This window comes from Acidovorax sp. AC410, from assembly GCF_979253235.1.
Window position 1 is genome coordinate 1,708,257 of sequence record NZ_CEEDCG010000001.1, and the last position, 26,997, is coordinate 1,735,253.

General features: G+C 69.8%; 22 protein-coding genes. 12 read left to right on the plus strand and 10 right to left on the minus strand.

Annotated features, from left to right (window positions below; all coding sequences use genetic code 11):
- Nucleotides 1–113: 113 nt before the first annotated feature.
- The 6 genes from AC0IZS_RS07920 (at nucleotide 114) to AC0IZS_RS07945 (ending at nucleotide 8,902) form a co-directional block, all read left to right on the plus strand.
- Complete coding sequence (locus AC0IZS_RS07920) at nucleotides 114–1,268, plus strand: VWA domain-containing protein (protein ID WP_471635127.1); 1,155 nt, start codon at nucleotides 114–116, stop codon at nucleotides 1,266–1,268.
- A 2-nt stretch (nucleotides 1,269–1,270) separates the two neighbouring features.
- Nucleotides 1,271–3,349 (plus strand): SWIM zinc finger family protein, encoded by a 2,079-nt coding sequence (locus AC0IZS_RS07925; protein WP_471635128.1) that lies wholly within the window; start codon nucleotides 1,271–1,273, stop codon nucleotides 3,347–3,349.
- A gap of 143 nt (nucleotides 3,350–3,492) precedes the next feature.
- Entirely contained in the window at nucleotides 3,493–4,671 is a 1,179-nt protein-coding gene (locus AC0IZS_RS07930) for a hypothetical protein (RefSeq protein ID WP_471635129.1), read from the plus strand.
- Nucleotides 4,668–7,304, plus strand: coding sequence for a DUF4132 domain-containing protein (locus AC0IZS_RS07935; RefSeq protein ID WP_471635130.1), 2,637 nt, complete (start codon nucleotides 4,668–4,670; stop codon nucleotides 7,302–7,304). The genes AC0IZS_RS07930 and AC0IZS_RS07935 overlap by 4 nt, the downstream gene beginning before the upstream one ends.
- A gap of 233 nt (nucleotides 7,305–7,537) precedes the next feature.
- Nucleotides 7,538–8,101, plus strand: coding sequence for a hypothetical protein (locus AC0IZS_RS07940; protein WP_471635131.1), 564 nt, complete (start codon nucleotides 7,538–7,540; stop codon nucleotides 8,099–8,101).
- A gap of 87 nt (nucleotides 8,102–8,188) precedes the next feature.
- Nucleotides 8,189–8,902: a Bax inhibitor-1/YccA family protein gene (locus AC0IZS_RS07945; protein WP_471635132.1), complete on the plus strand. Its 714-nt coding sequence runs from the start codon at nucleotides 8,189–8,191 to the stop codon at nucleotides 8,900–8,902.
- A 102-nt stretch (nucleotides 8,903–9,004) separates the two neighbouring features.
- On the opposite strand, the gene AC0IZS_RS07950 is transcribed toward AC0IZS_RS07945, so the two are convergent.
- Nucleotides 9,005–9,526 carry an EF-hand domain-containing protein gene (locus AC0IZS_RS07950; RefSeq protein ID WP_471635133.1) on the minus strand — a complete coding sequence of 174 codons (522 nt, stop codon included), beginning with the start codon at nucleotides 9,524–9,526 and terminating at the stop codon, nucleotides 9,005–9,007.
- 214 nt (nucleotides 9,527–9,740) lie between these two features.
- Between AC0IZS_RS07950 and AC0IZS_RS07955 the strand changes: the two genes are divergently transcribed.
- On the plus strand, nucleotides 9,741–10,847 hold the full coding sequence (locus AC0IZS_RS07955; RefSeq protein ID WP_471635134.1) for an ATP-binding protein: 1,107 nt from the start codon (nucleotides 9,741–9,743) through the stop codon (nucleotides 10,845–10,847).
- 2 nt (nucleotides 10,848–10,849) lie between these two features.
- Entirely contained in the window at nucleotides 10,850–13,447 is a 2,598-nt protein-coding gene (locus AC0IZS_RS07960; RefSeq protein WP_471635135.1) for a DUF5682 family protein, read from the plus strand.
- An 11-nt stretch (nucleotides 13,448–13,458) separates the two neighbouring features.
- On the opposite strand, the gene mnmA is transcribed toward AC0IZS_RS07960, so the two are convergent.
- Both mnmA and AC0IZS_RS07970 read right to left on the minus strand, forming a co-directional pair.
- Nucleotides 13,459–14,580 (minus strand): tRNA 2-thiouridine(34) synthase MnmA, encoded by a 1,122-nt coding sequence (gene mnmA / locus AC0IZS_RS07965; protein WP_471635136.1) that lies wholly within the window; start codon nucleotides 14,578–14,580, stop codon nucleotides 13,459–13,461.
- Nucleotides 14,581–14,597: 17 nt separating this feature from the next.
- Nucleotides 14,598–15,518: a LysR family transcriptional regulator gene (locus AC0IZS_RS07970; RefSeq protein ID WP_322590944.1), complete on the minus strand. Its 921-nt coding sequence runs from the start codon at nucleotides 15,516–15,518 to the stop codon at nucleotides 14,598–14,600.
- A 196-nt stretch (nucleotides 15,519–15,714) separates the two neighbouring features.
- Between AC0IZS_RS07970 and AC0IZS_RS07975 the strand changes: the two genes are divergently transcribed.
- From AC0IZS_RS07975 to AC0IZS_RS07985, 3 genes are read left to right on the plus strand one after another with little or no spacing between them, the layout of a single operon-like run.
- On the plus strand, nucleotides 15,715–16,809 hold the full coding sequence (locus tag AC0IZS_RS07975; RefSeq protein WP_471635137.1) for a 4-oxalomesaconate tautomerase: 1,095 nt from the start codon (nucleotides 15,715–15,717) through the stop codon (nucleotides 16,807–16,809).
- Nucleotides 16,810–16,858: 49 nt separating this feature from the next.
- Complete coding sequence (locus AC0IZS_RS07980; RefSeq protein ID WP_471639484.1) at nucleotides 16,859–17,845, plus strand: Bug family tripartite tricarboxylate transporter substrate binding protein; 987 nt, start codon at nucleotides 16,859–16,861, stop codon at nucleotides 17,843–17,845.
- 36 nt (nucleotides 17,846–17,881) lie between these two features.
- The gene (locus tag AC0IZS_RS07985) at nucleotides 17,882–18,964 is read left to right on the plus strand and encodes a porin (RefSeq protein WP_471635138.1); all 1,083 of its coding nucleotides are present in this window, start codon (nucleotides 17,882–17,884) and stop codon (nucleotides 18,962–18,964) included.
- A 5-nt stretch (nucleotides 18,965–18,969) separates the two neighbouring features.
- Here AC0IZS_RS07985 and AC0IZS_RS07990 read toward each other — a convergent pair whose 3' ends face one another.
- From AC0IZS_RS07990 to AC0IZS_RS08010, 5 genes are all read right to left on the minus strand, one after another.
- A complete protein-coding gene (locus AC0IZS_RS07990; protein ID WP_471635139.1) occupies nucleotides 18,970–19,803 on the minus strand; it encodes an SDR family NAD(P)-dependent oxidoreductase in 834 nt (277 codons plus the stop codon).
- Complete coding sequence (locus tag AC0IZS_RS07995; protein ID WP_471635140.1) at nucleotides 19,800–20,531, minus strand: SDR family oxidoreductase; 732 nt, start codon at nucleotides 20,529–20,531, stop codon at nucleotides 19,800–19,802. The genes AC0IZS_RS07990 and AC0IZS_RS07995 overlap by 4 nt, the downstream gene beginning before the upstream one ends.
- On the minus strand, nucleotides 20,528–21,313 hold the full coding sequence (locus AC0IZS_RS08000) for a citryl-CoA lyase (protein WP_471635141.1): 786 nt from the start codon (nucleotides 21,311–21,313) through the stop codon (nucleotides 20,528–20,530). Before AC0IZS_RS08000 ends, AC0IZS_RS07995 begins: the two co-directional genes overlap by 4 nt.
- Before the next feature lie 13 nt (nucleotides 21,314–21,326).
- On the minus strand, nucleotides 21,327–22,814 hold the full coding sequence (locus tag AC0IZS_RS08005; protein WP_471635142.1) for a class I adenylate-forming enzyme family protein: 1,488 nt from the start codon (nucleotides 22,812–22,814) through the stop codon (nucleotides 21,327–21,329).
- Nucleotides 22,815–22,968: 154 nt separating this feature from the next.
- Nucleotides 22,969–23,973: a tripartite tricarboxylate transporter substrate binding protein gene (locus tag AC0IZS_RS08010; protein ID WP_471635143.1), complete on the minus strand. Its 1,005-nt coding sequence runs from the start codon at nucleotides 23,971–23,973 to the stop codon at nucleotides 22,969–22,971.
- Nucleotides 23,974–24,075: 102 nt separating this feature from the next.
- On the opposite strand from AC0IZS_RS08010, the gene AC0IZS_RS08015 reads away from it, so the two are divergent.
- On the plus strand, nucleotides 24,076–24,903 hold the full coding sequence (locus AC0IZS_RS08015) for an IclR family transcriptional regulator (protein ID WP_471635144.1): 828 nt from the start codon (nucleotides 24,076–24,078) through the stop codon (nucleotides 24,901–24,903).
- Nucleotides 24,904–24,924: 21 nt separating this feature from the next.
- Here the strand turns inward: AC0IZS_RS08015 and bufB are convergent, their stop codons facing one another.
- Nucleotides 24,925–26,622, minus strand: coding sequence for an MNIO family bufferin maturase (gene bufB, locus AC0IZS_RS08020; RefSeq protein WP_471635145.1), 1,698 nt, complete (start codon nucleotides 26,620–26,622; stop codon nucleotides 24,925–24,927).
- A gap of 41 nt (nucleotides 26,623–26,663) precedes the next feature.
- On the minus strand, nucleotides 26,664–26,957 hold the full coding sequence (gene bufA2 / locus AC0IZS_RS08025) for a BufA2 family periplasmic bufferin-type metallophore (protein ID WP_145694026.1): 294 nt from the start codon (nucleotides 26,955–26,957) through the stop codon (nucleotides 26,664–26,666).
- Nucleotides 26,958–26,997: the final 40 nt, after the last annotated feature.

A 26,997-nucleotide genomic window follows, 5' to 3' on the forward strand; every position in this document is an offset into this window, starting at 1 on the left:
GGGCGTGTTGCGCATGACCGCTGGAACCCGGCAGCCCTTCGCAGCCCCATGGCTCCTGTCCAGGCCCGCCCATGTTGCGGGCCTTTTTTTCGCCCGCATGGGCACCAATGGCCATGGAAAGCCCTGAGTCCGACCACACCCGCCCCGACGAGGCCCTGCGCCGCTGGCGCCTGATCCTGGGCCGCTATGCCGCGCAGCCGCTGTCGCATGCGCAGTTCGATGCGGGCGACTGGAAGCTCGACCAGGCCCTCGAATACCTCTACGGCCGCGAGTACGACGGCCGGGGCCTGGCGCGCCCTGCGGGCGGCGCAGCCGGCTCGCTCGACCCGAGCCAGCTGCGCGCCATCGACTGGCTCAACCGCTCGCGCGAACTGTTTCCGCAGGAAGTCTTCGAGCGCATGCAGACGCAGGCCATCGACCGCTACCAGCTCACCGACCTGCTCAAGGACCCGGCCGTGCTGCGCTCCATGGACCCCACGCCGGGCCTGGCCAAGGCGCTGCTGGGCATGCGCGGGCGCCTGTCGGGTGCCATGCGCGACGCGGTGCGCGAGGTGATTCAGAAGACGGTGGGCGAGATCACCCGGCGCCTGAAGAACGACTTCGTCAATGCCCTGGTGGGCCGGCGCAACCGCCAGCGGCGCTCGCTCGTCAAGAACGCGCAGAACTTCGACGCGCGCGCCACTATTGCGGCCAACCTCAAGAACTACAGCGCCGAGCGGCGCCAGCTGGTCATCCAGCGCCCGCTGTTCAACGCCCGTGTGAAGCGCAGCCTGCCCTGGGACGTGGTGCTGTGCGTGGACCAGAGCGGATCGATGATGGACTCGGTGATCTACAGTGCCGTGATCGCCGGCATCATGAGTTCGCTGCCCGCCGTGCGCGTGAAGTTGGTGGTGTTCGACACCGCCGTGGTCGACCTCACGCACCTGGCGCACGACCCGGTGGAGGTGCTGCTCACGGTGCAACTGGGCGGTGGCACCGACATCGGGCGCGCGGTGCATTACTGCGAGTCGCTGATCGGTAACCCGCAGCGCACGGTGTTCACGCTGATCAGCGACTTCGAGGAAGGCGCCGCCCCCGGCCCGCTGCTGTCGGCCGTGGCGCGCATGGCCGAGGCGCGCGTGAAGCTGCTCGGGCTGGCCGCGCTCGACGAAGGCGCCAACCCGGTCTACGACCGCCAGATGGCGCAGCGCCTGGCGAACAAAGGCATGCACGTGGCAGCGCTCACACCCACCCATTTCGCGCAGTGGCTTGCGGAAGTGATGGAGTGACGATGGCCGCCTGGTTCGAGAGCTTCCGCGCCTACGACGACGACACCCTCACGGCCCTGGCCAACGCGGGCCTGCTGCGCCGCGCGGCCAAGGACGTGGAGGCAGGCAAGGTGCTCTGGGCCGAGCAGGGCGCCGACGGCGGCGTGGTCGAGGCCGATGGCCAGCGCGTGCAGCTCGACGCCCGGGGCCCGCAGAAGGCGCAGTGCGACTGCCCGGCGCCGGGCATCTGCAAGCACATCCTGGGCGCGGCTCTGTGGCTGCGGGCACTGGAGCCCGGCACGGCCACCGCAGAAGCACCGGTCGCGCCAGACAGCTCGGCAGAGCCCATCCCCGCCACCACCGCCGACCCGCTGGCCGAAGTGCGTGCCCTGCAGGCCCCGGCCCTCTTCAAGCAGGCCGGCGTGGCCGCCGTGCGCCGCGCGGTGCAAGCGCTGCCCTGCGGCATCGAGTGGCGCGTGCAGGGCGGCACACTGGTGATGGACCTGCCCGCGCTGGGCGCCACCTGCCGCTATGTGGCCGGTGCCGGCTACGAGGGCATGGTGTCCGAAGTGCCCACACGCGAGCGCAAGGCCGTGCACCTGATCGCGCTGGCGGCCCTGCGCGAGGTGCTGGGCGAGCCGCTGCCCTGGCCCGAGGGAATGGCCCCTGCCGCAGCGGCAGAGCAGCCCACCGCCGCGCTGGGCGAACGCGAGCGCGCCTTCCTCGCCCAGGTGGAGGCCATGCTGCACGAGCTGCTGACCGGCGGTCTGTCTCACGTGAGCGAGCAGGCCTCGGCACGCTTGCTGGCGCTCAACATGTCGGCACGCGGCGAAGGCCTGCCGCGCCTGGCCGCGCTGCTGCGCAACCTGGGCGGCATGGTCGACGGTCTGGTGCGGCGCGACCACCGCATGCAGGAGCGCGATGCGCTGGCGCTGATGTCCAGCATCCAGGCGCTGTGCGATGCCCTGCGTGCCCCCGCTGAAGGCCAGGAGGCGGTGGAACGCACCGCCGCGCTGCGCGGCCGGCTGCGCCGCGCATTCGACGAAACCACGGCCCTTGAACTGCTGCCCCTGGGCGCCCACTGGTGGCAGACCCTGGGCGGCGCGCGTGGCCTGACCCTGGCCTTCTGGGACCTGGCCGGCCAGCGGCTGCTGCAGGCCGTGCTGGCCCGCCCCGACGGCAGCGACACGGGCTTCACGCGCCACAGCGCCTGGCACATCCATGCCGTGTGGCCCGGTGTGGGCGCCGCGCAGTCCCTGTGCCAGGCCCCGCTGCGGCTGGAGCAGCCGCGCCTGGCCGACGACGACCGGCTGGCCCTGGCCGGCACGGCCCGGGCGCAGGCCTTGGCACCCTGGCAAGCGGGCGATGCGCGTCTGGCCACGCTGGGCTGCGGCCGCTGGGCCGAACTCACGGCGCAGCTGAGCGCGGCCACGGGTCTCTCGGGCGATGGCGCCGAACTGATCCTGTTGCGCCCGGCCGCCACGCGCACCCCCATCCTCGACGAGGCACACCAGCAGCTGCTGTTGCCCGTGCAGGACGCCGACGGCCTGTGGCTGCACCTGACCGTGCCCGTGGGCGACGCCAGCATGCAGCGCGTGGACAACCTGGATCGGCTGGCCGCACGCGGCGCCCCGGTGCACGCCGTGCTGGTGCGGGTGGAGCGCACCTCTGCCACCACCTTGCTGGTGCCGCTGTCGCTGCTGAGCAGCGACGCCAAAGGCCAGGTGCATGCCATTTCGCTGGACTATGCGACCGAGGCGGCGCGGCCCACGCCGCTGGCCCAGCGCATCCTGCGCCTGGTGCAATGGCGCAAGGACCAGGCCACGCCCGCGGCCACCCAGCCCACGCGCGCGCAGCGCCTGCTGGGCCCCGTGCTCGACGTGCTCGAAACCCAGGCCGCCACCGGGCGCATGCCGCTCACCGGGGCGCAATCGGAGCGCCTTGGCGCTGCGTTGCCGGGCATCGCCTCGGTAGGGCTGCACACCGTGGCGTCGGCCCTGCAGCAGCACCTGAACGCACCGCAGCCGGCGGGCGCGCTGCGCCTGCAACAGCTGTGCCAGCGCACGGTGGAGCTCGACGGACTGCCGTCCATCGACGCATAGCTGCATCGCGGCGCACTGGCCTGGCGTTACAAGCCATTACCTTGAAAGCGGGCAAATTGCACGCTGGCGCAGCCTGGCGCCACGGTGGCGCCATGGCGCGCTGACAAAATGCGAGGCTCTATTCAGACCACAGGGGATCGCGCATGGGATTGCTGGACAAGATCGTGGGGGCGGTGACGGGCCGCTCGGGCAGTGATGGCAATGGACTGAGCACCGCGCAGAACAACCTGCTGCGCCAGGCCATGGAGCCGCTGGACAAGGCGGCGCCGGGTCTGGCGGACAAGGCCCTGGCCTTCGTGAGCGAAGGCACCCACGAAGCCGTGCTGCTGGAGCTGCAGGCCCCCCATGCCCTTGAGCCCGGCCAATTGCTCGGCTCGCCTGGCCGGTTGCGCTGGGGCTTCAACCTCTGGAACGACAAGCCCCTGGAGGCAGCGGGCAAGAAGAGCCTGGCCGGGCGCTCCGGGTTCTACGCCGCTGTGCCTGCCGACAAGCCGCCTCTGGCCCTGCTGGTGCGCCTGGGCAAGCTGCTGGCGGCGGCCGATGCGGGCAAGTCGCTGGAGCATCCCGGCGCGCCCGTGCCCGACTGGCTGCAGTACCTGGTCAATGATGCGCTGCATGCCAGCTTCAAGGAAGGCAACAGCAGCAAGCACGAGCTGGGCAAGGAGCGCGCGGCCTGGACGGTCGATCTCGTCGCCCGCCTGCTGGCCGAAGAAGGGCTGGACGAGACCCTGGTGCTGCAGCTGGCGTTCGAGCGCAAGGGCCTGGACAGCTACTACCACGACCGGCTGGGCGGCCTGGTGAAGTCGCCCGCCCTGGCCGTGTACATGCAGGCGCATGCCGATGCGGTGAAGGCCTTGCTGCAACAGCTTTCAGCCTCGGGCCGCGTGGTGCTGGCTGCGTGCATCGGGCCCGACAAGGCGCTGCGCACTGCCTTCGCCCCGCTGCTGGTGGCCCTGGCCGCTGATGGCAGCAAGACCGTGCGCGCCGAGGCCGTGCCGCACATCGAGGGCATCGCCGAAGCCGAACGCCTGCGCCTGCTGGCCGCACTGCTGAACGGCGGTGATACCAGCCAGCGCACCCAGGCGGCCGAGCTGCTCGCGCGCCTGCCCGCCGAATCCACGCGCGGCCTGCTCGAAGCCGCGCTGGCCAGCGAGGCCAGCAAGCCCGTGCAACAGGCCATCCGGGCGGCGCTCAACCGCATCGATGCCGCCGGTGGCGCCCAGGAGCAGGACCTGCCCGAGCCCCGCCCTGGACCCCGTTTGCCGACAGCCCGCTGGGCGAGGATGCACTGGCCCTGCTGCTGGCCAACCGCACCGAGGTGATCGAACGTGCGCGCCGGGCCGCCGAAGAAGAGGCCGAGGAAAACAAGACCCAGAAGCACAAGTACAACTGGCGCCAGAAGAGCTATGCCAACCTGGCCAAGCTGACCGAGGACGACATGCGCCAGGCGCTGGCGCTGCTCAACGGCCAGCTCGACAAGAAGCAGATGGAGAAGCTGCGCAACAGCGAGGTGGCGCAGGCCGTGACGCATGGCAACCGCCTGTTTGCGCTGCCGTCCTTCGGGCCCTCGCACCTGATCCGCTGGCTGGGCGTGTCGCGCTACAACCGCAGCTTCTGGTTCGACGACGGCTTCCACAAATGGCTGGGCGGCCAGCCGCAAGGCAGCGTGGACCTGCGCGCCCTGGCCGACCTGCTGCAGCGCTCGGGAACCCCGCTGATCGAAGTGGCCCGCACGGCCCTGTTCGACTACTGGAACACGCCCAGTGCCACCGACCTGCTGCCACCCGAGCGCGTGTGGCCCTTCTTCGCCGAGCACCCCGAGTTCATCGACCAGGCCCTGGGCCTGGCGGCGCAGCAGAACAACGGGGACCGGTATGCGAGCACGCTGGAGCTCGGGCCGGCCTTGCGCACGCTGGCCACCTTTCCGAGCATTCCCGCGCGCTGGCTGCCGCGCGTGATGGAACTGGCCCTGGGCGAGGGCAAGACCCACCGCCCCATGGCGCAGAAGGCCTTGTCCACGCTGCCCCAGATCGGCCGCCAGGTGGTGGAGTCGCTCACCCACACCAAGAGCGAGGTGCGCATCGAGGCCGCCAACTGGCTGGCCGAGCTGAAATACGCCGACGCCATTCCCGCCCTCACCAAGGCGCTCGAAAAGGAGAGCCGCGAGACGGTGCGCGCTGCCTTCCTCACGGCACTGGAAGGCCTGGGCGAAGACATCTCGCCGCGCCTGGCTCCCGCCATCCTGCTGGCCGAGGCGAAGAAGGGCCTCAAGGCGAAGCCCCCCGCTGGCCTGGCCTGGTTCGCGCTGGATGCACTGCCGGCCGCGCGCTGGGCCGACGGCACGGCCGTGGAGCCCGAGATCCTGCGCTGGTGGGTGGTGCTGGCCTGCAAGCTCAAGGAGCCCGGTGGCAACGCCCTGCTCACGCGCTACATGGGCCTGCTCGATGCCGCCAGCCGCCAGGCGCTGGGCAGCAGCGTGCTGCGCCAGTTCATCGCCCAGGACACGCGCCACCCGCCGCTGGAGGAGGGCATCGCCTACGCCCAGGCCCATGCGCCGCAGCGCTACCAGTCCTACCAGAAGGGCTACCAGAACGCCAAACCCGAGTACCGCCAGTACTACGAGGCCGACTACGCCAAGTCAGAGGACCAGGTGTTCGAGGAATGCAAGCGCCAGAAGATGTCCGAGTACCTGGGCAGCGCCATCGGCGAGAAGGGCATCCTGGCGCTGGCGGCCTTTGCGCCGGGCCACGAGATCGTGACCCTGCTGCAGCAGTACATGCGCGACCACTACCAGCGCCGCTCGCAGATCGAGGCCATGCTCGAAGGCGTGGCCCCGGGCAACGATCCGGTGGTGATCCAGCTGATGCTGGGCCTGTCGCGGCGCTACCGCACGGCCTCGGTGCAGACCAAGGCCCGGGCCCTGGTGCAGGAGATCGCCGACCGCAACGGCTGGACGCAGGACCAGTTGGCTGACCGCACCATCCCCACGGCCGGCCTGGACGACACCGGCACGCTGGCGCTGCCCTATGGCGAGCGCGTCTTCACCATGGTGCTCGACGCCGCCATGAAGCCCGAGCTGCGCAACCCCGAGGGCAAGGCCATCAAGACCCTGCCCGAGCCGCGCCAGAACGACGACCCGGCGCAGACCAAGGAGACCAAGGCGCTGCTCTCCACCAGCAAGAAGGAGCTCAAGCAGGTGATCGACCTGCAGACCGCGCGCCTGTTCGAGGCCATGTGTACCGGCCGCCAGTGGCCCGTGGCCGAGTGGCGCGAGTACCTGCAGCGCCACCCCGTGGCGGGCCGCCTGGTGCAGCGCCTGGTGTGGCTGGAGGTGGACGCCGAGGGCGCGGTGCTGCAGAGCTTTCGCCCGACCGAGGACGGCAGCCTGATCAACACCGAGGACGACGAGGTGGAGCTCGGCGATGGCGCGCAGGTGCGGCTGGCCCATGCCTCGCTGGTCGATGCTGCCACGGCCGCCGCGTGGACGAAGCACTTCAAGGACTACAAGACAGCGCCCCTGTTCCCGCAGATGTCGCGCCAGTCGCCCACCCTGGCCTTCACCGACGACAAGGGCCTGGCAGTCACCGAGATCAAGGACCGCCAGGGCTGGGTCAGCGACAGCTTCACCCTGCGCGGCGCCTTCACCAAGCTGGGGTACCAGCGCGCCCAGGCCGAGGACGGCGGCTTCTTCTACGAGTACACCAAGGACTTCTCCAGCGTGGGCGTGCGCGTGTCGATCGAGTTCTCGGGCAACACCCTGCCCGAGGAGAACGTGGCCGCCGCGCTCAAGGCCCTCACGTTCGAGGACAGCCGTTCGCGCAGCTGGAGCGAGAGCACGCTGTCCCTGGCAAGCGTGCCGCCCGTGCTGCTGGCCGAGGCCTATGCCGACTACCTGGCCATCGCCCAGGCCTGCACCGGCTTCGATGCGGACTGGGAAAAGAAGATGCCCTGGTAGCCTGTCTGCGGGCCCCTGGAGAGGGCCCGCAGCAGGATTTCAAGCCGTAACTGTTTGAATCGCGCGACGAAAACCGGAAGGAATTCACGTTTTTCCGGTGAGGTCTCTCGGTTCTCACAATTTGCGACATCTTGGCGCGAAGACTCCCGCGATGATCCAGCCCTTGCACCGCACAACAGCCCATGAGCTGTGCGGGATTTCATTGAATGTGAATGATTGAGGGAGGAATTTTCATGCCGGGTTTTGTCCGAAAAATACTGATTTTCATCACGGGCTATGCATGGCTCATCCTGCTGGCGGGCCCGGGCCTGGCCGGCCTGGCCATCTGGAGCAGTTGGAAGGCCGATGGCGACCACGCCTACACGGCGCGCGAGCAGTTGCAGACGGTGGCCGGCACGGTCACCGGCGCCAGCGAGGTCACGGTCAAGCGCAAGCGCCGCTCCACCAAGCAGTACTACGAAATCACCGTCAAGCCTGATGCCGGTGGCGAGGAGCGCAAGCTGCGCATCGCGCACAGCGAGCCCAAGGCCGTTGTGAGCGACATCATCGACGAGAAGGTCACCGCGCTGTACGACAGCAGCGACAGCGACATCGTCTACGAGGTGGTGATGGCCGGCAAGCCCGTGATCAGCTATGAGGCCACGCGCACACGCATGCAGGCCGAGGCCGCGTCCACGGCCCAGTCCTTCAGCGGCGCCGGCATCTGGGTGCTGGCCGTCGTGCTGACGCTGCTGGGCGCCGCCGGCGTGTGGTCCAACCGCAAGCTGCGCCGCGCCGACGAGCTGGCAGCGGCCTGATTCCCCTACCAAGAGAGAGAGGCAGGAAGCGGTCCACAAGGCCGCTTCCTGTGTGAGAAGTAGCAACCCCAACCGAGGAGCATCCTTGTGAATACCAATGTACTGACCCCTGAGGACCCGTCCGGCTCCCCCATGGAGCGCCGCGAGTTCATCGTCTCCACCTACAAGCACCTGGGCGCGGCCATCCTGGCCTTTGTCGTGCTGTCCACCGTGCTGATGCTGAGCGGCTTTTCCACCACCACGGCCAAGATGCTGATGGCCAGCGGCAACAAGTTCATCTGGCTGGGCGTGATGGGCGCCTTCATGCTCGTGGGCTGGCTGGCCTCGTACCTGGCCGACAACGCCGAGAAGCCCCAGACCCAGCTCATGGGCCTCGGGATCTACGTGCTGGCCGAAGGCCTGATCTTCGCGCCGCTGTTCGGCATCGCCCAGATCGTGGCGCCCGGCGCCATCGGCGCAGCAGGCTTCATCACGCTGCTGATGGTGGCAGCGCTGACCTGGACGGCATTCACCAGCAAGTCCGACTTCTCGTTCCTGGGCGGCATCCTCAAGGTGGGTGGCCTGGTGGCCCTGGGCACCATCGTGGCCGGCGCGATCTTCGGCTTCAAGCTGGGTATCTGGTTCTCCGGCATCATGGTGCTGTTCGCTGGCGCCTGTGTGCTGTACGACACCTCGCGCATCATCCACGACTACCCCACGGATCGCCCCGCAGGTGCCGCGCTGCACCTGTTCGCGTCGATCGCGCTGATGCTCTGGTACGTGCTGCGCATCCTGATCAGCCTGGCGACGAACGACGATTGATACGAGCCAGGGGGTGCTTCATCTCTCGGGATGGGCCCCCTCAAAAAAACACCGGGGCGTGCCCCGGTGTTTGCGTTTGCAGCCGCGGAAATCGCTGCCACCTCAATCGCCATTGGCGGGTGCCGGTGCCGCGCGCGGTGGATCGTTGCGGGAGACGGTGCCGTCGCCGTCGGTGTCCAGCCCCTTGAAGGTCCTGTCTGCAATGGCGGCGTCTTCCGCCGGTGTGAAGCGGCCGTCGCGCGCACGGTTGACGATGGAAAAGCGCACGTGCGCCTGCTGGATGCCATTCTCATAAGCCTTGTCGGGCTGCTTGCCGTCATCGAAGTACTGGCGCTTGAGGCGGCCTTCGAACTCGGCCACGTACTCGGCCTCGGTCAGCACGCCGTCGCCGTTGGCGTCGGCAGCACGAAAGCGCTGCAGGCGCACCGCGTCGAACTCGGCGCGCGTGACCTGGCCGTCGCGGTTCGTGTCGTAGCTGCCCAGGAAGGCCTGCAGGCCGTGGCCGCCTGCGGGGCGCGCCGGCTGGCCCTGGGCTGCCGGGGCACTGGTGGGGCTGCCGGCACAGGCCGAGAGCAATGCGGCAGCGGCTAGCGCTGCAAGGAAGGTCGTGGGGTGGGTCGCCATGGTCGTTGCCTTTCAAAGGGGTTGATGGCTGGACCCCTTGTGAACCCAAGGAAACATCTGGCTAGGGGCAAATTGTAAGCATGCGATCGACGCGCATTCATCACCCGATGGAACGATCGTTACGGAGCATGCCTGAAGCTGGTTCAAAATAGCTGCGAAGGGCGCGCAGCCCGTCTCCCTGTGCGCGCTCACCGCCGCCCACACCACCGACACCATGAGCACCACCCCACCTTCCGCGAACCAATCCGTGCGCCTGGCGCCCGAGCAACGCTGGGCCGACGAACTGGCCCGCCTGGCCGCGGCCGACAGCCATGCCCGGCCGCCGGGCTGGAAGCTCTCGCCGCGCGCGGTGCGCCAGTTCATCCTGGGCGACACGAAGCTGCAGGTGACGCAGAAGTTCTTTGGCGACGACCCGCTGGTGGACCGCGCCATCGTCACGCTCATGGGCCACCAGGGCCTGATGCTGGTGGGCGAGCCGGGCACGGCCAAGTCGCTGCTGTCGGAGCTGCTGTCGGCGGCGATCAGCGGCGACTCGGGCCTCACGGTGCAGGGCACGGCCGGCACCACCGAGGACCACATCAAGTACAGCTGGAACTACGCCCTCTTGCTGGCCGAGGGCCCGAGCCAGCGCGCGCTGGTGCCCTCGCCCCTGTACCAGGCCATGCGCGCGGGCAAGCTGGTGCGCTTCGAGGAAATCACGCGCTGCCCGCCCGAGATCCAGGACGTGCTGATCTCGCTGATGAGTGACAAGCAGCTGATGATCCCCGAGCTGGGCGATGACGCGCGCCTCTTCGCCCAGCGCGGTTTCAACATCATCGCCACGGCCAACCTGCGCGACCGGGGCGTGCACGAGATGTCCTCGGCCCTGAAGCGGCGCTTCAACTTCGAGACCGTGCGCCCGATCCGCGACCACCGGTTCGAGGTGGACCTGGTGATGGCCCAGCTCGCGCGCGAACTGGCCGGCAGCGAGGCGCCCGTGAACGTGCCGCGCGACGTGGTGTCTCTCTTGGTCACCACCTTCCAGGAGCTGCGCGCCGGCCAGACGCAGGAGGGCACGGCCATCAAGGGGCTCGATGCCGTGATGTCCACCGCCGAGGCGGTGAACGTGGCCTATGCGGCCGCATTGCAGGCGCGCCATTTCAACAACGGTGAACTCACCCCGCGCGAGATCGCCGGCCAGTTGCAGGGCGTGGTGCTCAAGGACAGTGCCGACGACGCCAAGCGCGTGCGCCACTACTTCGACACCGTGGTGCGCGAGCGAGCGCGCCGCGATGCGCAGTGGAAGACCTTTCACGACGCGGCCCGCTCGCTGTGGCAATAGCGGTGAGCGTAGCACCGCAGCCCGCGGGCCTGCCGCCGGAGATCGCGACCCTGCTGCCGCAGCTGCTCGGTGACGAGGGCATCTTCTTCGTGCCTGTGCGCCACCACAGCCCCGCCTGCGCCTGGGCACTGCGCCACTTGCTGCGCGAGGTGCGCCCGGCGGCCGTGCTGATCGAGGGCCCGGACGACCTCGACGCCCTGCTGCCCCTGCTGCGGGACCCGCTGACCCGCACCCCCGTGGCCTGGCTGTGCCAGGCCACGCGAGAGGCCCAGGCCGAGCCGCCTGCGCCCGGCGAGGAAGGCATCGAGGCCGAGGCCGAGCCCGAGCCCACCGGGCCGCGCACCGTGACCAGCAGCTCCTTCTACCCCCTGTGCGACTACAGCCCAGAATGGGTCGCCGTGCGCGAGGGTGCCGCCCTGGGTGCGCAGATCGCGCTGATCGACCTGCCCTGGCGCCACAAGGCCTGGGAGCGCCGCTACGGCGGCGGCGACGGCGAGGAGGGCACGGAGGCGCCCGACACCGCGCGCAGCCAGATGGAGGAACGCCACTTTGCCCACAGCCGCTACCTGAACGCCATGGCGCGCCAGCTCGGCTGCGTGGACCACCACGACCTGTGGGACCGGCTGTTCGAGCTGCGCACGCCCGAGGCCCTGGCCGACTGGCGCACGCTGTTCGCCGACGTGTTCAGCTGGTGCGCCATGGCCCGGCAGGACTACGAGCCCGAGGTGCTGGAGGCCGAGCTGAGCCTGCCGCGCGAGCGCCACATGGCCGCGCACATCCGCCGCTGGCGCAGCGAGGTGAAGGGCCCCATCGTGGTGGTGACGGGGGGCTTTCACACTGCCGAGCTGCTGCGCAGCTGGAAAGCCGCCAAGCCCCTGAACGCCAGCGCCAAAAAGAACCCCAAGGCGACCGAACCCGATGCCTGGCTGATCCGCTACAGCTTCGAGCAGCTCGATGCGCTCAACGGCTATGGCGCGGGCATGCCCTCACCGGGCTACTACCAGCGCACCTGGGAAGCCCTGGAGGCCCAGGACCTGCGCGCCTCCACCCCCGCGGCCACGGCGGTCCACCCCCTCACGGTGGTGGCGCTGGACCTGCTGGCCTGCTTCGCCCAGCAGACCCGCGCGCAGGACCAGACGGATGCCGTCTCCACCGCGCTGGTGCAGGCCGCCGCGCTGCAGGCCGTGCGCCTGGCCGAACTGCGCGGCAACGCCGGGCCGGGCCGCCAGGACCTGCTGGATGCGATCCGCTCGTGCTTCGTCAAGGGAGCGATGGACGAGGGCACGCGCGGCTTCACGGCCGACCTGCGCGCCTTCCTGGGCGGCACGCGCATCGGAGACGTGCCGCCCTCGGCCGGCTCGCCGCCGCTGATCGAGGATGCGCGCCGCCTGGCCCGCGCCGCCGGCGTGCGCCTGGACGACAGCGCCTCGCGCACGGTGCGGCTGGACCTGTACCGCAAGCCCTCGCACTGCGAGCGCAGCCGCTTCTTTCACGCCATGGCCTACCTCGATGCGGGCCTGGCACAGTGGGTGGCCGGGCCCGATTTCATCGCCGGCAGCCGGCTGAACATGCTGTTCGAGGAATGGCGCGCCGCCTGGTCGCCCCTGGTCGAGGCGCGCCTGATCGCGTTGGCCAGCGACGGCGCCAGTGTGGAGGCCGTGTGCCTGGCGCGCCTCATGCGCGAAGAAGCGGCCCTGTCCGACCAGGGCCGCGGGCGCAGCGCCAGTGCCGCCGTGGCCCTGCTGCAGCGCGCCTGCCTGGTGGGCTTGCACGCGCGGCTGCCGCAGCTGCTGGCCATGCTCTCGGCCCACCTCGACGAGGATGCCTCGCTCGGCTCTGTCGTGGAATGCGGACACCGCCTGGTCACGCTGTGGCGTGCGCGCGAGCCGCTGGGCGTGCAGCAGAACCCGCAGCTCGCCGGCCTGCTGCAGCGCGTGTGGCCCGCCGCCCTGTACCTGCTGCCGCCGCTGGCGCAAACGCCCGCGGATGGGCAGGAGCAGGCCGTGCGCCTGCTGCTCTCGCTGCGCGAGCTGGGGCGCCTGCTCGCCAGCCTGGAGGGAGAAGAAGAAGACGCCAATGCCATCGATGCCAGCCTGCTCACGGAGCACCTGGAGCGCTTTGCCACCGGCGCCGGCGTTGCACCGGGCGTGGCCGGCGCCGCCACCGCGCTGCTCTACCTCGACGGCCACTGGGACGATGCGGCGCTGGACGCAGTGGTGCGCCAGCGCTTCGGCCCCGGCGCCCAGCCGCAGGAGGCGGTGCAGTTCCTGAGCGGCATGATGACCGCCGCGCCCGAGCTGCTGCTGCGCCTGCCGGCCCTGCTGCAGGGGCTGGACACGCTGGTGCGCCAGTGGGACGACGCGGCCTTTGTGGCCCATCTGCCGGACCTGCGCCAGGCCTTCACCGGTCTGCGCCCGCAGGAAACGGCGGACCTGGCCGCCCAGGTGGCGCAGCTGCACGGCACGGACGAGGCCACCGCCGCGTCGCTCGCCGGCATGCACTACGAAACCACCGAGGAGGACCTGCACGCCGGCCTGCGCCTGCAGGCCTTGCTCGAAGCCAGCCTGCAGCGCGACGGTCTGCAGCACTGGATCCGCTGAGCCCGGACCTGTTACTCCGACGCGCTGAAGATCACGCCGCCGCCCAGGCAGACGTCGCCGTCATACAGCACGGCCGACTGGCCGGGCGTGACGGCCCACTGGGCGTCCGGGAACTGCAGGCTCAGGCTTGCGCCATCGGCCGACACGACCGTGCAGGGCGCATCCGGCTGGCGATATCGCGTCTTGGAACCGTAGGCGCCCGGTGCGGGCGCATGGCCGGCCGTCCAGCTCACGTCCTGCGCGGTCAGAGCGTGCGACAGCAACCAGGGGTGGTCATGCCCCTGCACCACGCGCAGCGTGTTCTTTGCCAGGTCCTTGCGTGCCACGAACCAGGGCTCGTGTTCGCCACCACCGCGCTGCGCGCCCTTTTCCTTGATGCCGCCGATGCCCAGGCCCTGGCGCTGGCCCAGGGTGTAGAAACTCAGGCCCACGTGCTTGCCCAGGGTGCGGCCGCGGTCGTCCTGGATGGGGCCGGGCGCATGGCTGATGTAGCGGTTCAGGAACTCGCGGAACGGCCGTTCGCCAATGAAGCAGATGCCGGTGGAATCCTTCTTCTTGGCGTTGGGCAGGCCGATCTCCTCGGCGATGCGGCGCACCTCGGTCTTGTGCAGCTCGCCCACGGGGAACAGGGTCTTGGACAGCTGCGCCTGGTTCAGGCGGTGCAAAAAGTAGCTCTGGTCCTTGGACGGGTCCAGCCCCTTGAGCAATTCGAACAGGCCCGAAGCCGGGTTCTGGCGAACCCGTGCGTAGTGCCCCGTGGCGATCTTCTCGGCGCCCAGGCGCATGGCATGGTCGAGGAAGGCCTTGAACTTGATCTCGGCATTGCACAGCACGTCGGGGTTGGGCGTGCGGCCGGCCTGGTACTCGCGCAGGAACTCTGCGAACACGCGGTCCTTGTAGTCGGCCGCAAAGTTCACATGCTCGATCTCGATGCCGATCACGTCGGCCACGGCGGCCGCGTCCACGAAGTCGATGTTGGACGAGCAGAACTCGCTGTCGTCATCGTCTTCCCAGTTCTTCATGAAGATGCCGACCACCTCGTGGCCCTGCTCTTTGAGCAGGTGGGCAGTGACGGCCGAGTCCACGCCGCCCGATAGGCCGACGACGACGCGGTGCTTGGTTGGTGCTGTCATTGCCCAGATTGTATTTTTTATGCTGCGGGCACGCTGCGCGGCCGCGAAGAACGCGTAGCCACCAGCAGGTCATACAGCTGCTGGGCCGCGGGCGACAGGGAGCGCCCGCGGCGCTTGATGAGCCCCATCTGCCGCGTGACCACCGGGTCCACCAGGGGAATGCTGACCAGCGTGGGGTGGTCCTTGCCCGGCATGGCCAGGCGCGGCACGGCGGCCACGCCCAGTCCGGCCTCCACCAGGCCGAGCAGGGTGGTCACGTGCTTGGCCTCGTACAGGCACTGCGGGCGGTCGGGCACATTGGCCAGCGCCAGGTCCATCAGCAAGCGGTTGCCCGAGGTCTTGCCCACCGACATGAAGTCGTGCTGGCCCAGCTCCGCCCAGGTGACCTTCTTGCGCCGCGCCAGCACATGGTCGCGCCGGCAGGCGGCCACAAAGCGCTCGGCCAGCACCGGCTTGAACTCGATCTCGGCCTCCTGGCTGCCGATGAAATTCAGGCCAAAGTCCGCATCGCCCTGCGCCACGGCCACCAGCACCTCGTTGGCGCTGGCGTCATGCACCTTGACGCGGATCTTCGGAAACCGCTCGTGGTAGCGCTTGACCACCTGCGGCAAAAAGTAATACACGGCCGAGGGCACGCAGGCAATCGTCACCTCGCCCATGCGCCGCGCCGCCACGTCGCCCAGGCCCATGAGCATGCCGTCCAGGTCGTCGAGCCACAACCGCGTCTTGCGCGCAAAGTCGCGACCCACGGCCGTGAGCGTCACGCGGCGCGTGGTGCGGTCGAGCAGGCGCACGCCCAGCGCCTCCTCGAGCTTGTCGATGCGGCGGCTGAAGGCCGGCTGCGACAGGTGGATGGATTCGGCCGCGGCGCGAAAGCTCTGCAGCTCGGCCACGGCGGCGAAGGCCTGGATGTCGGCCAGATCGAATTTGGTGTGCATGGCGCAAGCCCGGTGAAAGGGACCAAGGGGAGTGGGTGGCGTGCATTGCGTGCGGTGCATCAATGCTTCGCAACATTGCAATTCACAGGCGCCATTTCATCACGTACAAGCGCTTGGCATCTATTGCGCCGCATGCATCAATCGTTGCCAACAATGCAATTCACAAACAATCGGCGGCGCCGCACCATGCGGTCCCATGAGCTACCACCTACCTTGCGTCCTGATGCGCGGCGGCACCTCCCGGGGCCCCTTCTTCCTGGCCGACTGGCTGCCGCAAGACACGGCAGAGCGTGACCGCACGCTGATCGCTGCCCTGGGCTCGCCGCACGAGCTGCAGATCGACGGCCTGGGCGGCGGCAACTCGCTGACCAGCAAAGTCGCCATCGTCTCGCGCTCGGCCCATGCCGGCTGCGACGTGGACTACCTCTTCGCCCAGGTCAGCGTGGACGAGGCCCGCGTGGACACGCGGCCCAACTGCGGCAACATGCTGGCCGGCGTGGGGCCCTTTGCGATCGAGCAGGGCCTGGTGCCGGCCAGCCGCACCGGCGACGTGACGCGGGTGCGGGTCTACAACGTGAACACCCGCTCGCGCATCGACGTGCAGGTGCAGACCCGAGGCGGCCGCGTGCACTACGAGGGCGACGTGCACATCGACGGCGTGCAGGGCACGGCCGCCCCGGTGCTGATGAACTTCCTTGACGCCTGGGGCGCCGTCACCGGCCAGATCTTTCCAACCGGCCAGCGCATCGACACCATTCACGGCCTGCAAGTCACCTGCATCGACGCCGCCCAGGTGATGGTGCTGGTGCGCGCCGCCGACCTGGGCCTGCGCGGCGACGAGAGCCCTGCCGAGCTCGATGCCGACACGGCCTTGCTGGCCCGGCTCGAAGCCTTGCGCTGCGAGGCCGGGCTGCGCATGGGCATGGGCGACGTCTCGGGCAGCGTGCTGCCCAAGCCGGTGATCGTCTCCGACGGTCCCGCGCCCGGCAGCATCGTCTCGCGCTACTTCACGCCCCGGCGCTGCCACCGCTCGCATGCCGTGACCGGCGCCATCGGCGTGGCGGCTGCCCTGGTGCTGCCCGGCACCGTGGCCAGCGACGCGCGCACCGCGCCCGGCGCTGGCACGCGCCGCGTGGAGGTACTGCACCCGGCCGGCCGCATCCATGTGGATGTCGAACTCGCCCTGGTGGACGGCCAATGCACGCTGGTGCAGGCCGCGCTGGTGCGCACGGCCCGAAAGATCCTGGAAGGCACCTTGTTCGTCGCCGAGGCCGCGGCACAACAGGTCTGACTTCCTTTTCTCATCCACCCACAACGACATGACAGGAGACAAGACCATGATGACCCACTCTTTCCCATCGCGCCGCCGCACCCTGGCCGCCGCACTGGCCCTCGCCACGCTGGCCGGCGCACCTCTGGTGGCGCACGCCGCCTTTCCCGAGCGCTCCATCACCCTGGTGGTACCCACGGCCGCCGGTGGCGGCAACGACGGCATGGCGCGCGTGGTGGCGCAAAAGATGTCGCAGCTGCTGGGCCAATCGGTGATCGTCGAAAACAAGGCCGGCGCCAACGGCGCCATTGCCGCCGAGTACGTGGCGCGCGCCACGCCCGACGGCCACACCATCCTGTTCGGCTACATCGGCACGCACGGCATGAGCCCGGCGCTGCAGAAGCTGCGCTACGACCCCATCACCCAGTTCGAGCCCATCGGCATGGTCTGCTACTCGCCCACGCTGATGGTCATCAACCCCAAGGTGCCCGCGAAGACCGTGGCCGAGTTCGTGGCGTTGACCAAGGCCCAGCCCACGTCCTACAACTACGCCTCGGCCGGCAACGGCACGGCGCCGCATTTCTCGGCCGAGATGTTCAAGCTCGAGAGCGGCGCGCAGATGGCGCATGTGCCCTACCGCGGCTCGGCTCCGGCAATGAACGACACCATGGCCAACCAGACGCAGGTGATGTTCCCCAGCCTGTTCTCGGCCTCGTCGCATGTGAAGAATGGCAAGCTGCGCGCCCTGGCGCTGGCCGGGCCCAAGCGCTCCTCGCTGATGCCCGACGTGCCCACGCTCGAAGAGGCCGGCATCAAGGGCGTGGAGATCACCCAGTGGTACGCGCTGTTCGCCCCCGGCAAGACGCCGAAGGCCGTGGTGGACCAGCTCAACAAGGTGCTCAACAGCGCGCTGGCCGACAAGGACGTGGCGCGCCGTATCGAAGAGCAGGGCGCCGTGGTGGACAGCAGCACGCCCGAGGCCCTGGCCCAGACCGTGCGCCAGGAACTGGCCAAGTGGCGCGGCGTGGTGCAGAAGGCCCAGTTGACGGCGGATTGATCCCGCCCACAAGAACATTCCATCCGAGGAGACAGCATGAAGAAGACAAGCGGCGCCATCTGCGCCCTGCTGGCCTGCGCGCCGGCTTTCGCCCAGACCGCCGCATCCACCCCGTCCTCCGCCCTCACGCTCTACGGCGTGGTGGACCTGGGCTTGCGCCACGCCAGCGGGCTCACGGCCGCCAACGCGCCCGCGCCCGGTTCGCACCACAGCCTGGGCAGCGGCATCCACACCACCAGCCGCTGGGGCGTGCGCGGCAGCGAAGACCTGGGCGGCGGCGCGCGTGCGCTGTTCAACCTGGAAAGCGGCCTCAACGCCGATACCGGTGCGCCCGCCAACAGCGCCAAATACTTCGACCGCGCCTCGTGGGTGGGCCTGCAGGCGGGCTGGGCCACCGTGGCGCTCGGCCGCCAGACCACGCTGCTGGCCGATGCGATCTCGCCCGTGGACCCGCTCTCCATGCGCTTCGCCAGCTTCAACCCCAACATCGGCGTCACGGCGCTGAGCCAGCACGGCCTGGGCATTGAGTACGGCAGCGCGGGCGCCAACACCGGCTCCTACCGGCTGGACAACTCCATCAAGCTCAGCGGCCGCTTTGGCGGCCTCACGGCGCGGGCCATGCTGGGGGTGGGCGAGGTGGCATTGCAGACCTCGGCCCTGTCCTCGCACGGCCTGGGCCTGGCGTATGCGGATGGCGGATTCACCGTGTCCGGTGCATGGCAGACCTTCAAGGACGTCAACCTGCGCCCGCTGGATGCAGCCACGCTGGGCGCTGCGTACCAGTGGGGCAGCCTGCGCGTGGCGGCCAATGCCGGGCGCAGCAAGGCGCAGACCGGCGCGGCCACGCACACGGAACAGCGCGTGCTCTCGGGCGGGGCCACCTGGGCGGCCTTGCCGCTGCTGGACCTGACCGCCGCCTATTACAAGGTGGACCGCACGCGCACCGCCGCAGCCGACGACGGCTATGGCCGCCTGGTGGCCTTTGCCGAATACAAACTGTCGCGCCGCACGCGGATCTACGCCGAGCTGGACCACACGCGCTGGCGCAATGGCTTCCAGGGTGCAGCCAACAAGCGCGTGGCCACCGGCGCCTCTGCGGGGGTCATGCACAGCTTTTGAAGCCGCTAAACGAACTTGCCCGTGATGCCGCCATCCACCACCAGCTCCGTACCAGTCACGTAGGCCGATGCATCGCTGGCCAGGAAAGCGCAGGCATGGGCCACGTCCCAGGCCGTGCCCATGCGGCCCATGGGCACCTGGCGGGCGCGCGCGGCGCGCGCCTCGTCGAGGCTGGTGTCCGAGAACATCTTCGCCACCGTGGTCGCGATGCGCGGCGTGTCGATCAGGCCCGGCACCACGGTGTTGGCGCGCACACCCTGGCCCGCGTACTGCTGCGCCACCATGCGCGTGAAGTGCGTGACCGCGGCCTTGGTGACGCCGTAGGCCAGGTGCGGGTAGCCCAGGTAGCGCATGCCCGCAATGGACGAGATGGTGATGATGGAGCCGCGCCCACGCCCCACCATGCCGGGCAGCACCTCCTGGCAGGCCAGCAGCAGGCTGCCCACGTTCACGCCGTGGATGCGGTCGAAATCTTCGGCACTGGTCTCCAGCGGGCCACCGGTCTTGCCGATGCCCACGTTGTGGTGCAGCACGTCGATGGCGCCGCCGAAGCGCTCGCGCGACTCGGCGAAGAGGCGCTTCACGTCCGCTGCCTCGGCCACGTCGCCCACGAAGGTGGCGGCCGTGCCGCCCTCGGCCTCGATCAGTGCCGTGGTCTCCTCGGCCGAGGCCGCGTCGCGGTCGGCCACGCAGACGCTGGCGCCCAGGCGCGCATAGGTCACGCAGGCCGCGCGGCCGATGCTCCAGCCCGGTCCGGCCGATCCGCCGCCGGCCACGAACACCACGCGGCCCGACAGGTCCAGCGGCAGGGCGGGTGGAATGGTCTTCGGCGCGTTCATGGTGCCAGCCCCACGGTCATGCCTCCGCACACGTAGACCACCTGGCCCGTGGTGAAGCCCGCGCGCGCATCGAGCAGCGATGCCACGAGGTGTGCCACCTCCTCGGGCTGGCCCATGCGGCGCACGGGGATGGTGTCCAGGATGCGCTGCGTGGCCGGCGCGCCGGGCGGGTTCACGCGCTCGAAGAGTTCGGTGGCAATCGGCCCGGGGCCGATGGCATTGGCGGTGATGCCGTCGGCGCCCAACTCCAGCGCCAGGGTGCGCGTGAAGCCGTGCACTGCTGCCTTGCTCGCCGCATAGGCAATGCGCTCGCCCTTTCCCAGCGCAGCGCGGCTGGAGATGTTGACGATGCGGCCAAAGCGCGCCGCGCGCATGGCGGGCAGCAGCGCCTGCACGCACGCGATGGCCGCCGCCAGGTTGACGGCCATCACGGCCTGCAGGTCGGCGCTGGTGGCGGTGTCGATGCCGGCCGGGCGCACGATGCCCGCGTTGTTCACCAGGCGGGTGATGGGTCGCGCGGCCACGGTGCGTGCCAGCGCGTCGCGCAGGGCGGCCTCGTCGGCCAGGTCTACCTGCACGAAGGTCTCGCGCTGCGCAAGGGCCTCGGGCGCGGCGATGTCGAAGTTCACGACATGCAGGCCGTCGGCCATCAACCGCGTGGCCACGGCGCGGCCGATGCCGCGGCTGGCGCCGGTGACGAGCACCGTGCCTTCCTGGCCGCTGCTCATGCCTGGCCGTCCTTGCCGCCGACGAAGGGAATCGCGTGCTCGATGGTGTCCCAGATGAAGCGGCCCGAGGGGCTGTTCTGCTCCTCGACGATGTGCGCCACCAGGCCAGCCGCGCGCGAGATCACGGCAAAGCCGCGCATCACTGCCGTGGGCACGCCGATCTCGCCGAGCAGCGCGGCCACCGCGCCCGTGGCATTGATGGTGATGGCACGGCCGGCCACTTCGTCGACGGCCTGGGACAGGGTCTCCAGCGCGCGGATCTTGTCGCCCTTGAGTTCGGCCTCGGCACGGCCCATCTCCAGCAGCTTGTAGGCACGCGGGTCCACCGGCTTGTGCAGGTGGTGGCCGAAGCCGGGTACAGGCGACTTGAGCCCCTTGTAGTGGCGCGCGATGGCCAGCGCCTCGGCAGCGGGGTCGGCTGCGGCGGCGATGCGGTCGAGCAGGCCGGCGCAGTTCTCCATGGTGCCCACGAAGGAGCTGCCCACGGCCAGCAGGCCGGCCGAGACGGCGCCCTGCAGGTTCTCGGGCGCGCTCATGTAGATCAGCCGTGTGGCGATGGCGCTGGGCGTGAGGCCGTGCTCCATGAGCACGATGAGCACCACGTCGGTGATGCGCAGGTCCACGCCGCGCGGCGCGCGGCCCAGGATCTGCATGAGCATCACCTCGGTGAAAGTCTTCTTCCCCATCAGGTCCTCCACCAGGTTCGCATCGCGGTAATGCAGGCTGGTGAGGGTGTGGGTACACAGGCTGGTGACGGGGGTCTTGGCGGATGGGGCGGTCATGGAGTGGGTTCCTTCAGGCGGTTGCGGCCAACGCGGCATCGCGCACGGCGGACTTGAGCACCTTGCCCACGGGCGAACGCGGCAGGCTCTCGTGGAAATGGATGTGCTTGGGCGTCTGCACCGGCCCCAGGCGTTCGCGCACGAAGGCGATCAGCTCGGCCTCGCTGGCCCGCTCGCCGGGGCGCAGCTGCACGGCGGCCTGCACGGTCTCGCCCCACTTGTCGTCGGGCAGGCCGAACACGGCGCATTCGTGCACGGCCGGGTGCTGGCCCAGCGCGTTCTCCACGTCCACGGGGTAGACGTTGAAGCCGCCGGTGATCACCATGTCCTTGAGCCGGTCCTTGAGGTAGAGGTAGCCACGCTCGTCAATCAGGCCCCGGTCGCCGGTGTGCAGCCAGCCGTCCACCAGGGTCTCGGCGGTCTTCTCGGGCAGGCGCCAGTAGCCAGTCATGAGCAGGTCACCGCGCGCCACCACCTCGCCCACCTCGCCCGTGGGCAGCAGTCGACCGTCGGGCGCCATGATGGCCACGTCGCTGAACCAGGTGGTGCGGCCCACGGCGGCCCAGTTGGCCGGGTCCTCGAAGTCCGCGGGCTGCATCACCGTGAGGATCTGCGGCGCCTCGGTCTGGCCGTAGGTGGTACCCAGCACCGGGCCGAAGAAGTCGCGCACCTGGCGGATCTTCTCGGGCGGCATGGGGGCGCCGCCGTAGATCAGCCGGCGCAGGCGCGGGAAATCGGCACGCGAGGCGCCGGGCAGCGCCATCAGCATGTAGACCAGCGTGGGCGGCATGAAACACACCGTGCCGCCGCGCTCACGGAAGGCCGCGCGCACCGCCTCGGCGCCCGCGCCGCCCAGCACCACGTGGCAGCCGCCCTGCGCCAGGATGGGCAGCAGGTAGGTGGAAGTGCCGTGCGTGATGGGTGCGGCGACGATGTAGCGCTCATGCTCGTCGAAACCCCAGGCGTGGATCTGGTTGGTAATGTTGGCCATCCATGCGCGGTAGGGCTGCATCACGCCCTTGGGCGCGCCCGTGGTGCCGCCCGTGAACTTGATCGCCTGGGTGGCGTCGTCCGGCAGGTCGATCACCGGGCGCTGCGCGCCCGCATGCACGGCGGCCAGATCCGCAAGCCCTGCGGTCGGCACCCGGGCACCCGGTGCGCCTTCGAGCAGGTCGGCGCAGGCCGTGTCGAGCACCAGGATGGAGGGCTCGGTCGCGTCGATGATGCGGCGGATTTCGTGCCGGGTGCTCTTGGGGTTGAGCGGCACCCAGACCTTGCCGCAGGCCAGCACCGCCAGCAGCGCGGCGATGTGGTCGGCGCTGTTGCCCGCGCAGATGCCGACGCGGCTTTGCGGTGCCGGGTCGAGCGCCGTGAGGCCTGCCGCCAGGGCGGCCACGCGGACGGCCAGCGCGTCGTAGCGGATGGCGCCCTCGGGCGCGTCGATGGCGATGCGGTCGGGCCAGCGCTGGGCGGCGCGCCAGAAGAAATCGATGGGGAACATGGAGGGCAGGTATTCCAGGGTTGCGATTCGATGAAAGGCGTCACAAGCGGCGGGCAAAGCCCAGCGAAGCGGTCCTGGCTAGGCGTTTCGTCGCAGGCAGTACGGTCAGTACGACAAGACGGAACAACGACGCCGGGAGGGCTTTTCCCGTCGCCTACTCCGCGGTGGCGCCGGAGGCCTTGACGACTTCTCGCCAGCGCTTGATCTCGGCCGCGGCAAAGCTGCGCATCTTGTCGGGCGTGCCGGAGTCGGGCGTGGCGGCCAGCTCCTGCAGGCGGTTGCGCACCTCGGGCAGGGCCAGCACCTTGTTGAGGGCGGTGTTGAGCTGCTCGACCACAGGGCGCGGGGTGCCCGCAGGCGCGGCCAGCGCGAACCACGACTGCACGTCGAAGCCGGCGTAGCCCGACTCGGCCAGCGTGGGCACGTCCGGCAGCAGCGGCGAGCGCTGGGCGCTGGTGATGGCAATGGCGCGCAGCTTGCCGGCCTGCACGTGCGGCAGGGCCGAGGGCGTGTTGTCGAACATCGAATCCACCTGGCCGCCGAGCAGGTCGGTGACGGCGGGGGCGCTGCCGCGGTAGGGCACGTGCAGCATCTTGAGCTGGCTTTGCATCTTGAACATCTCGCCCGAGAGGTGGATGGACGAGCCGCTGCCCGAGGATGCGAAGGTGATGCCGTCCTTGGACTCCTTGGCGTAGCGCACGTACTCGGCCAGGCTCTTCACCGGCAGCTTGGGGTTGACCACGAGGATGTTCGGGATCTTGGCGATCATGCCGATGGGCTCGAAGTCCTTGACCGGGTCGTAGCCGAGCTTGGGGTACAGCGTGGCGTTGATGGTGTTGGCGATGGTGTAGACGTAGAGCGTGTAGCCGTCGGCCGGGGCGCGCGCCACGTTCTCGGCACCCACGTTGCTGTTGGCGCCCGCGCGGTTGTCCACCACCACGGGCTGGCCGAGCTGGTCGCCGAGCTTGACGGCGACCAGGCGCGCGATGACGTCGGTGGCGCCGCCGGCCGCATAGCCCACGACGAACTTCACGGGCTTGGTAGGCCAGTGGGTGGTCTGTGCCTGCAGGGGCAGTGCGGCGGTGCAGGCGATGGCAGCGGCGGCCAAAGCCAGAAGGCGCCGGCGCGGCGCGGTGGTGGCAGGGGTGTGCGAGGTCATGTCTTGTCTCCTGGTGTGTCTGAAAATCCCGTCTTGGCGCCCCGGCGGTGTGGCTCTGCGGCACACTGCATGCTGGTTGCATCGACGGACAAATTCTTTCCCATGCCTTCCCGACCCGCGAATCGAAACGTCCGCCTGCCGGACGATTTACCCTTCGCCCCGCCCACGGCAGACGCCACCGAGGACCCCGGCAGCCGCACGCTGCGCCGCGGCCTGCAGGTGCTGGACGCCGTGCTCGCCAGCGGCCGCGAGGGCCTGCGCGTGGTCGACCTGTGCCGCACGGTGGGGCTGGAGCGCGCCACCGTCTACCGCCTGCTGGCCACGCTGCTGGAGGGCGGCCATGTGGCCCAGCGCGGGCGTTTTCGCTACGTGGCCGGGCCCCGCATGGCCGCCATGGCCGCGCCCGCCGCCCTGCCCAACATGGCCATGCGTTTGGCACCCGTACTGGAGCGCGTGAGCCGGGCCTGCGGCGATGCGGCCTTCGCCATCGTGCGCGAGGGCGCCGCATCGCACTGCATCGCACGCCATGTGGGCACGCACCCGGTGCAGATCCTGGTGATCCAGGTGGGCACGCGCCAGCCCCTGGGCGTGGGTGCGGCCGGCCTGGCGCTACTGGCGGCGCTGCCCGACGAGGAGGTGGCCACCTGCATAGAGGCCAATGCACAGGCCTTGCCGCACTATGGCGGCATGACGCCCGAGCGCCTGGCCATCCTGGTGCGCGCCACGCGCGAGCGCGGTTGGTCGGTGGTGGGCAACCACGCCACCCAGGGCGTGCTGGCCGCCGGCATGGCCGTGCGCAATGCCGATGGCGCACCGGTGGCCGCCATCAGCGTCGCATCGACGCTGGACCGCATGCCGCGCGAGCGCCAGCAGCTGATTGCCCGCTGGATGCGCGAGGCCCTGGCCGCGCTGCTGCCCAAAGGGGTGTGACCCTACACCGCCCCGGGTGCATCAGCCCGCGTTCGCGCGCTGCACAGCGGGCGCCTGCCCGGCGCATTGGCTGCCGCGTGCTGCGCCCAGCCCCACCAGGCCCTCCTGCAGCAGGCCTGCCAGCCACTGTGCGAGCAGTTCCGTGCCCGGCATCGCTCCGAGCGCCTGCAGGCGGGCGCAGGCCTGCTCCACCGAGGCCCCCGCCTGCAGCAGGTGGATGAAGACCGCCTCCTGGGCGCCCAGCGAGCGAAAGTGCGGCTGGTGGCCCTTGCGCCACACCAGCAAGGTGACAGGCGCTGGCAACGCCACCGCCTCGGGCACGTCTTCGTCGGCGTGAATGGCATTCCACAGCGCGACGGCGTTGGTGGCCAGCGTGCGCAGCAATGCACTGGGGTGCAGCACCCCGGCGCGTGCCAGCCAGGGGTCGGCGCAAGCAGCCGTGGCCGCGTCCAGCGCCGGCACGTCCGCCCCGTCGAAGCGCGTGCGCAGGTCCCAGTCCAGTTGGGCCAGTTCGTGCAGCTCGGGGTTGTCGGGGTAGAGCATGCGCAGGGTATCCGTGAAGCCTTCGCCATAGCGGTTGAGGCTGCGCGCCGTGGGCGGGTGCGCCACCGCATAGGTGCGTGCATGGGCCTCAAAGGTGTCCGACCCCATGTACATACAGGTCTTGGCATAGGTGTCGGCCAGCACCTCGGCCAGCCGCGCGCGGTAGGCATGGTGGTAGATGCCCAGGCGGCCCGTGACCGGGGCATCGGCGTCCAGGGCCTGCAGCGGCTCGGCCAGGATGCGGTCCGCCAGGTCCTGCTGCTGCACCTCCAGCTGCCGGGCAGGCATGGGCGTGGCGCCTGGCCAGGACAGTGGCGCATGGCTCTTTGCGCTGGCTTGCGGCAGATGCAGGGCAGCAATGCGCCGCGCCACGGCCATCTCGTCCAGCAGCTCGGCCAGCGGCGGAATGCGGTCGTCGCGCTCGACCATGGTGGCCACGGCGCCGAAGCGTTCGCAGGCCTGCGCATACAGGTCCCACACGGGCGGGGCCACGGGGTGGTCGTGGGTGTCGATGATGTGGTCGCCCTGGTCCGAATGGCCGGCCAGGTGGATCTGCTGTACGCGGTGCGCGGGCAGCGCATCAAGGTAGGTGATCGGGTCGAAGCCGTGGTTCACGCTGCTCACGTAGATGTTGTTCACATCGACCAGCAGCAGGCAGTCGGCCTCCTGCGCGATGTGCGCCAGGAACTGCCATTCGCTTGCGCTGTCGCCGGCATAGCGGATGTAGCTGGAGACGTTCTCCAACACCAGCCGGCGGCCCAGCACGTCCTGCGCGCGGCGGACCTGCGCGATCACATGGCGTGCCGAGGCATCGGTGTAGGGCAGCGGGTACAGGTCGTGCAGTTGCTTGTCAGGACTGGGGCCGATCCAGCACAGGTGGTCGGACACCCACAGCGGCTCGATGCGCTCGGCCAGCGCCTTGACCTGGCGCAGGTAGGCCAGGTCCACGCCCTGCGCCGCACCGATGGACATGGCCACGCCGTGCATGGCCATGGGGTAGTCGCGGCGCAGCGTGTCGAGCACCGCCAGCGGCTTACCGCCGTCGATGAGGTAGTTGTCGGTGATGATCTCCAGCCAATCCAGCGGCTGCGGGTCGGCCAGAAAATCCGCGTAGTGGGCGGTGCGCAGGCCCAGGCCGAAGCCGGTGCCGCGCACGGCGATGGGGTCGTGTGCCATGGTGCGCAGGCGGCTGCGCCGTGGCGCAACCGCCAGGGGCATCACCCCTTGATGTCACCAATGACGCCTTTTTCACTCAGGCACTGGGCAGCGGTCTTGGCCTTGAAGCCATGGCCCTTGCAGGCGTTCTGGCCCTTGCAGCTGTGCTCGGCGGTGGAGCAGTCGCTGTTGCCCTTGCAGTCGTGCACGTTGTAGCAGTGCACCTTGTCGTTGGCGGCAACCGCTCCGCCCTTGGAACCCTTGGGGGCGTCGGCGGCAAAGGCACCGGAGGACAAGGCCAGCAGCGCGGCGGCCAGGGCGAGGGAAGCAGCGGAGGGATTCGATGTGGACAGCATGGTGGAAGACTCCGTAAGGTGAGGGAGGGGTCGAAACAGG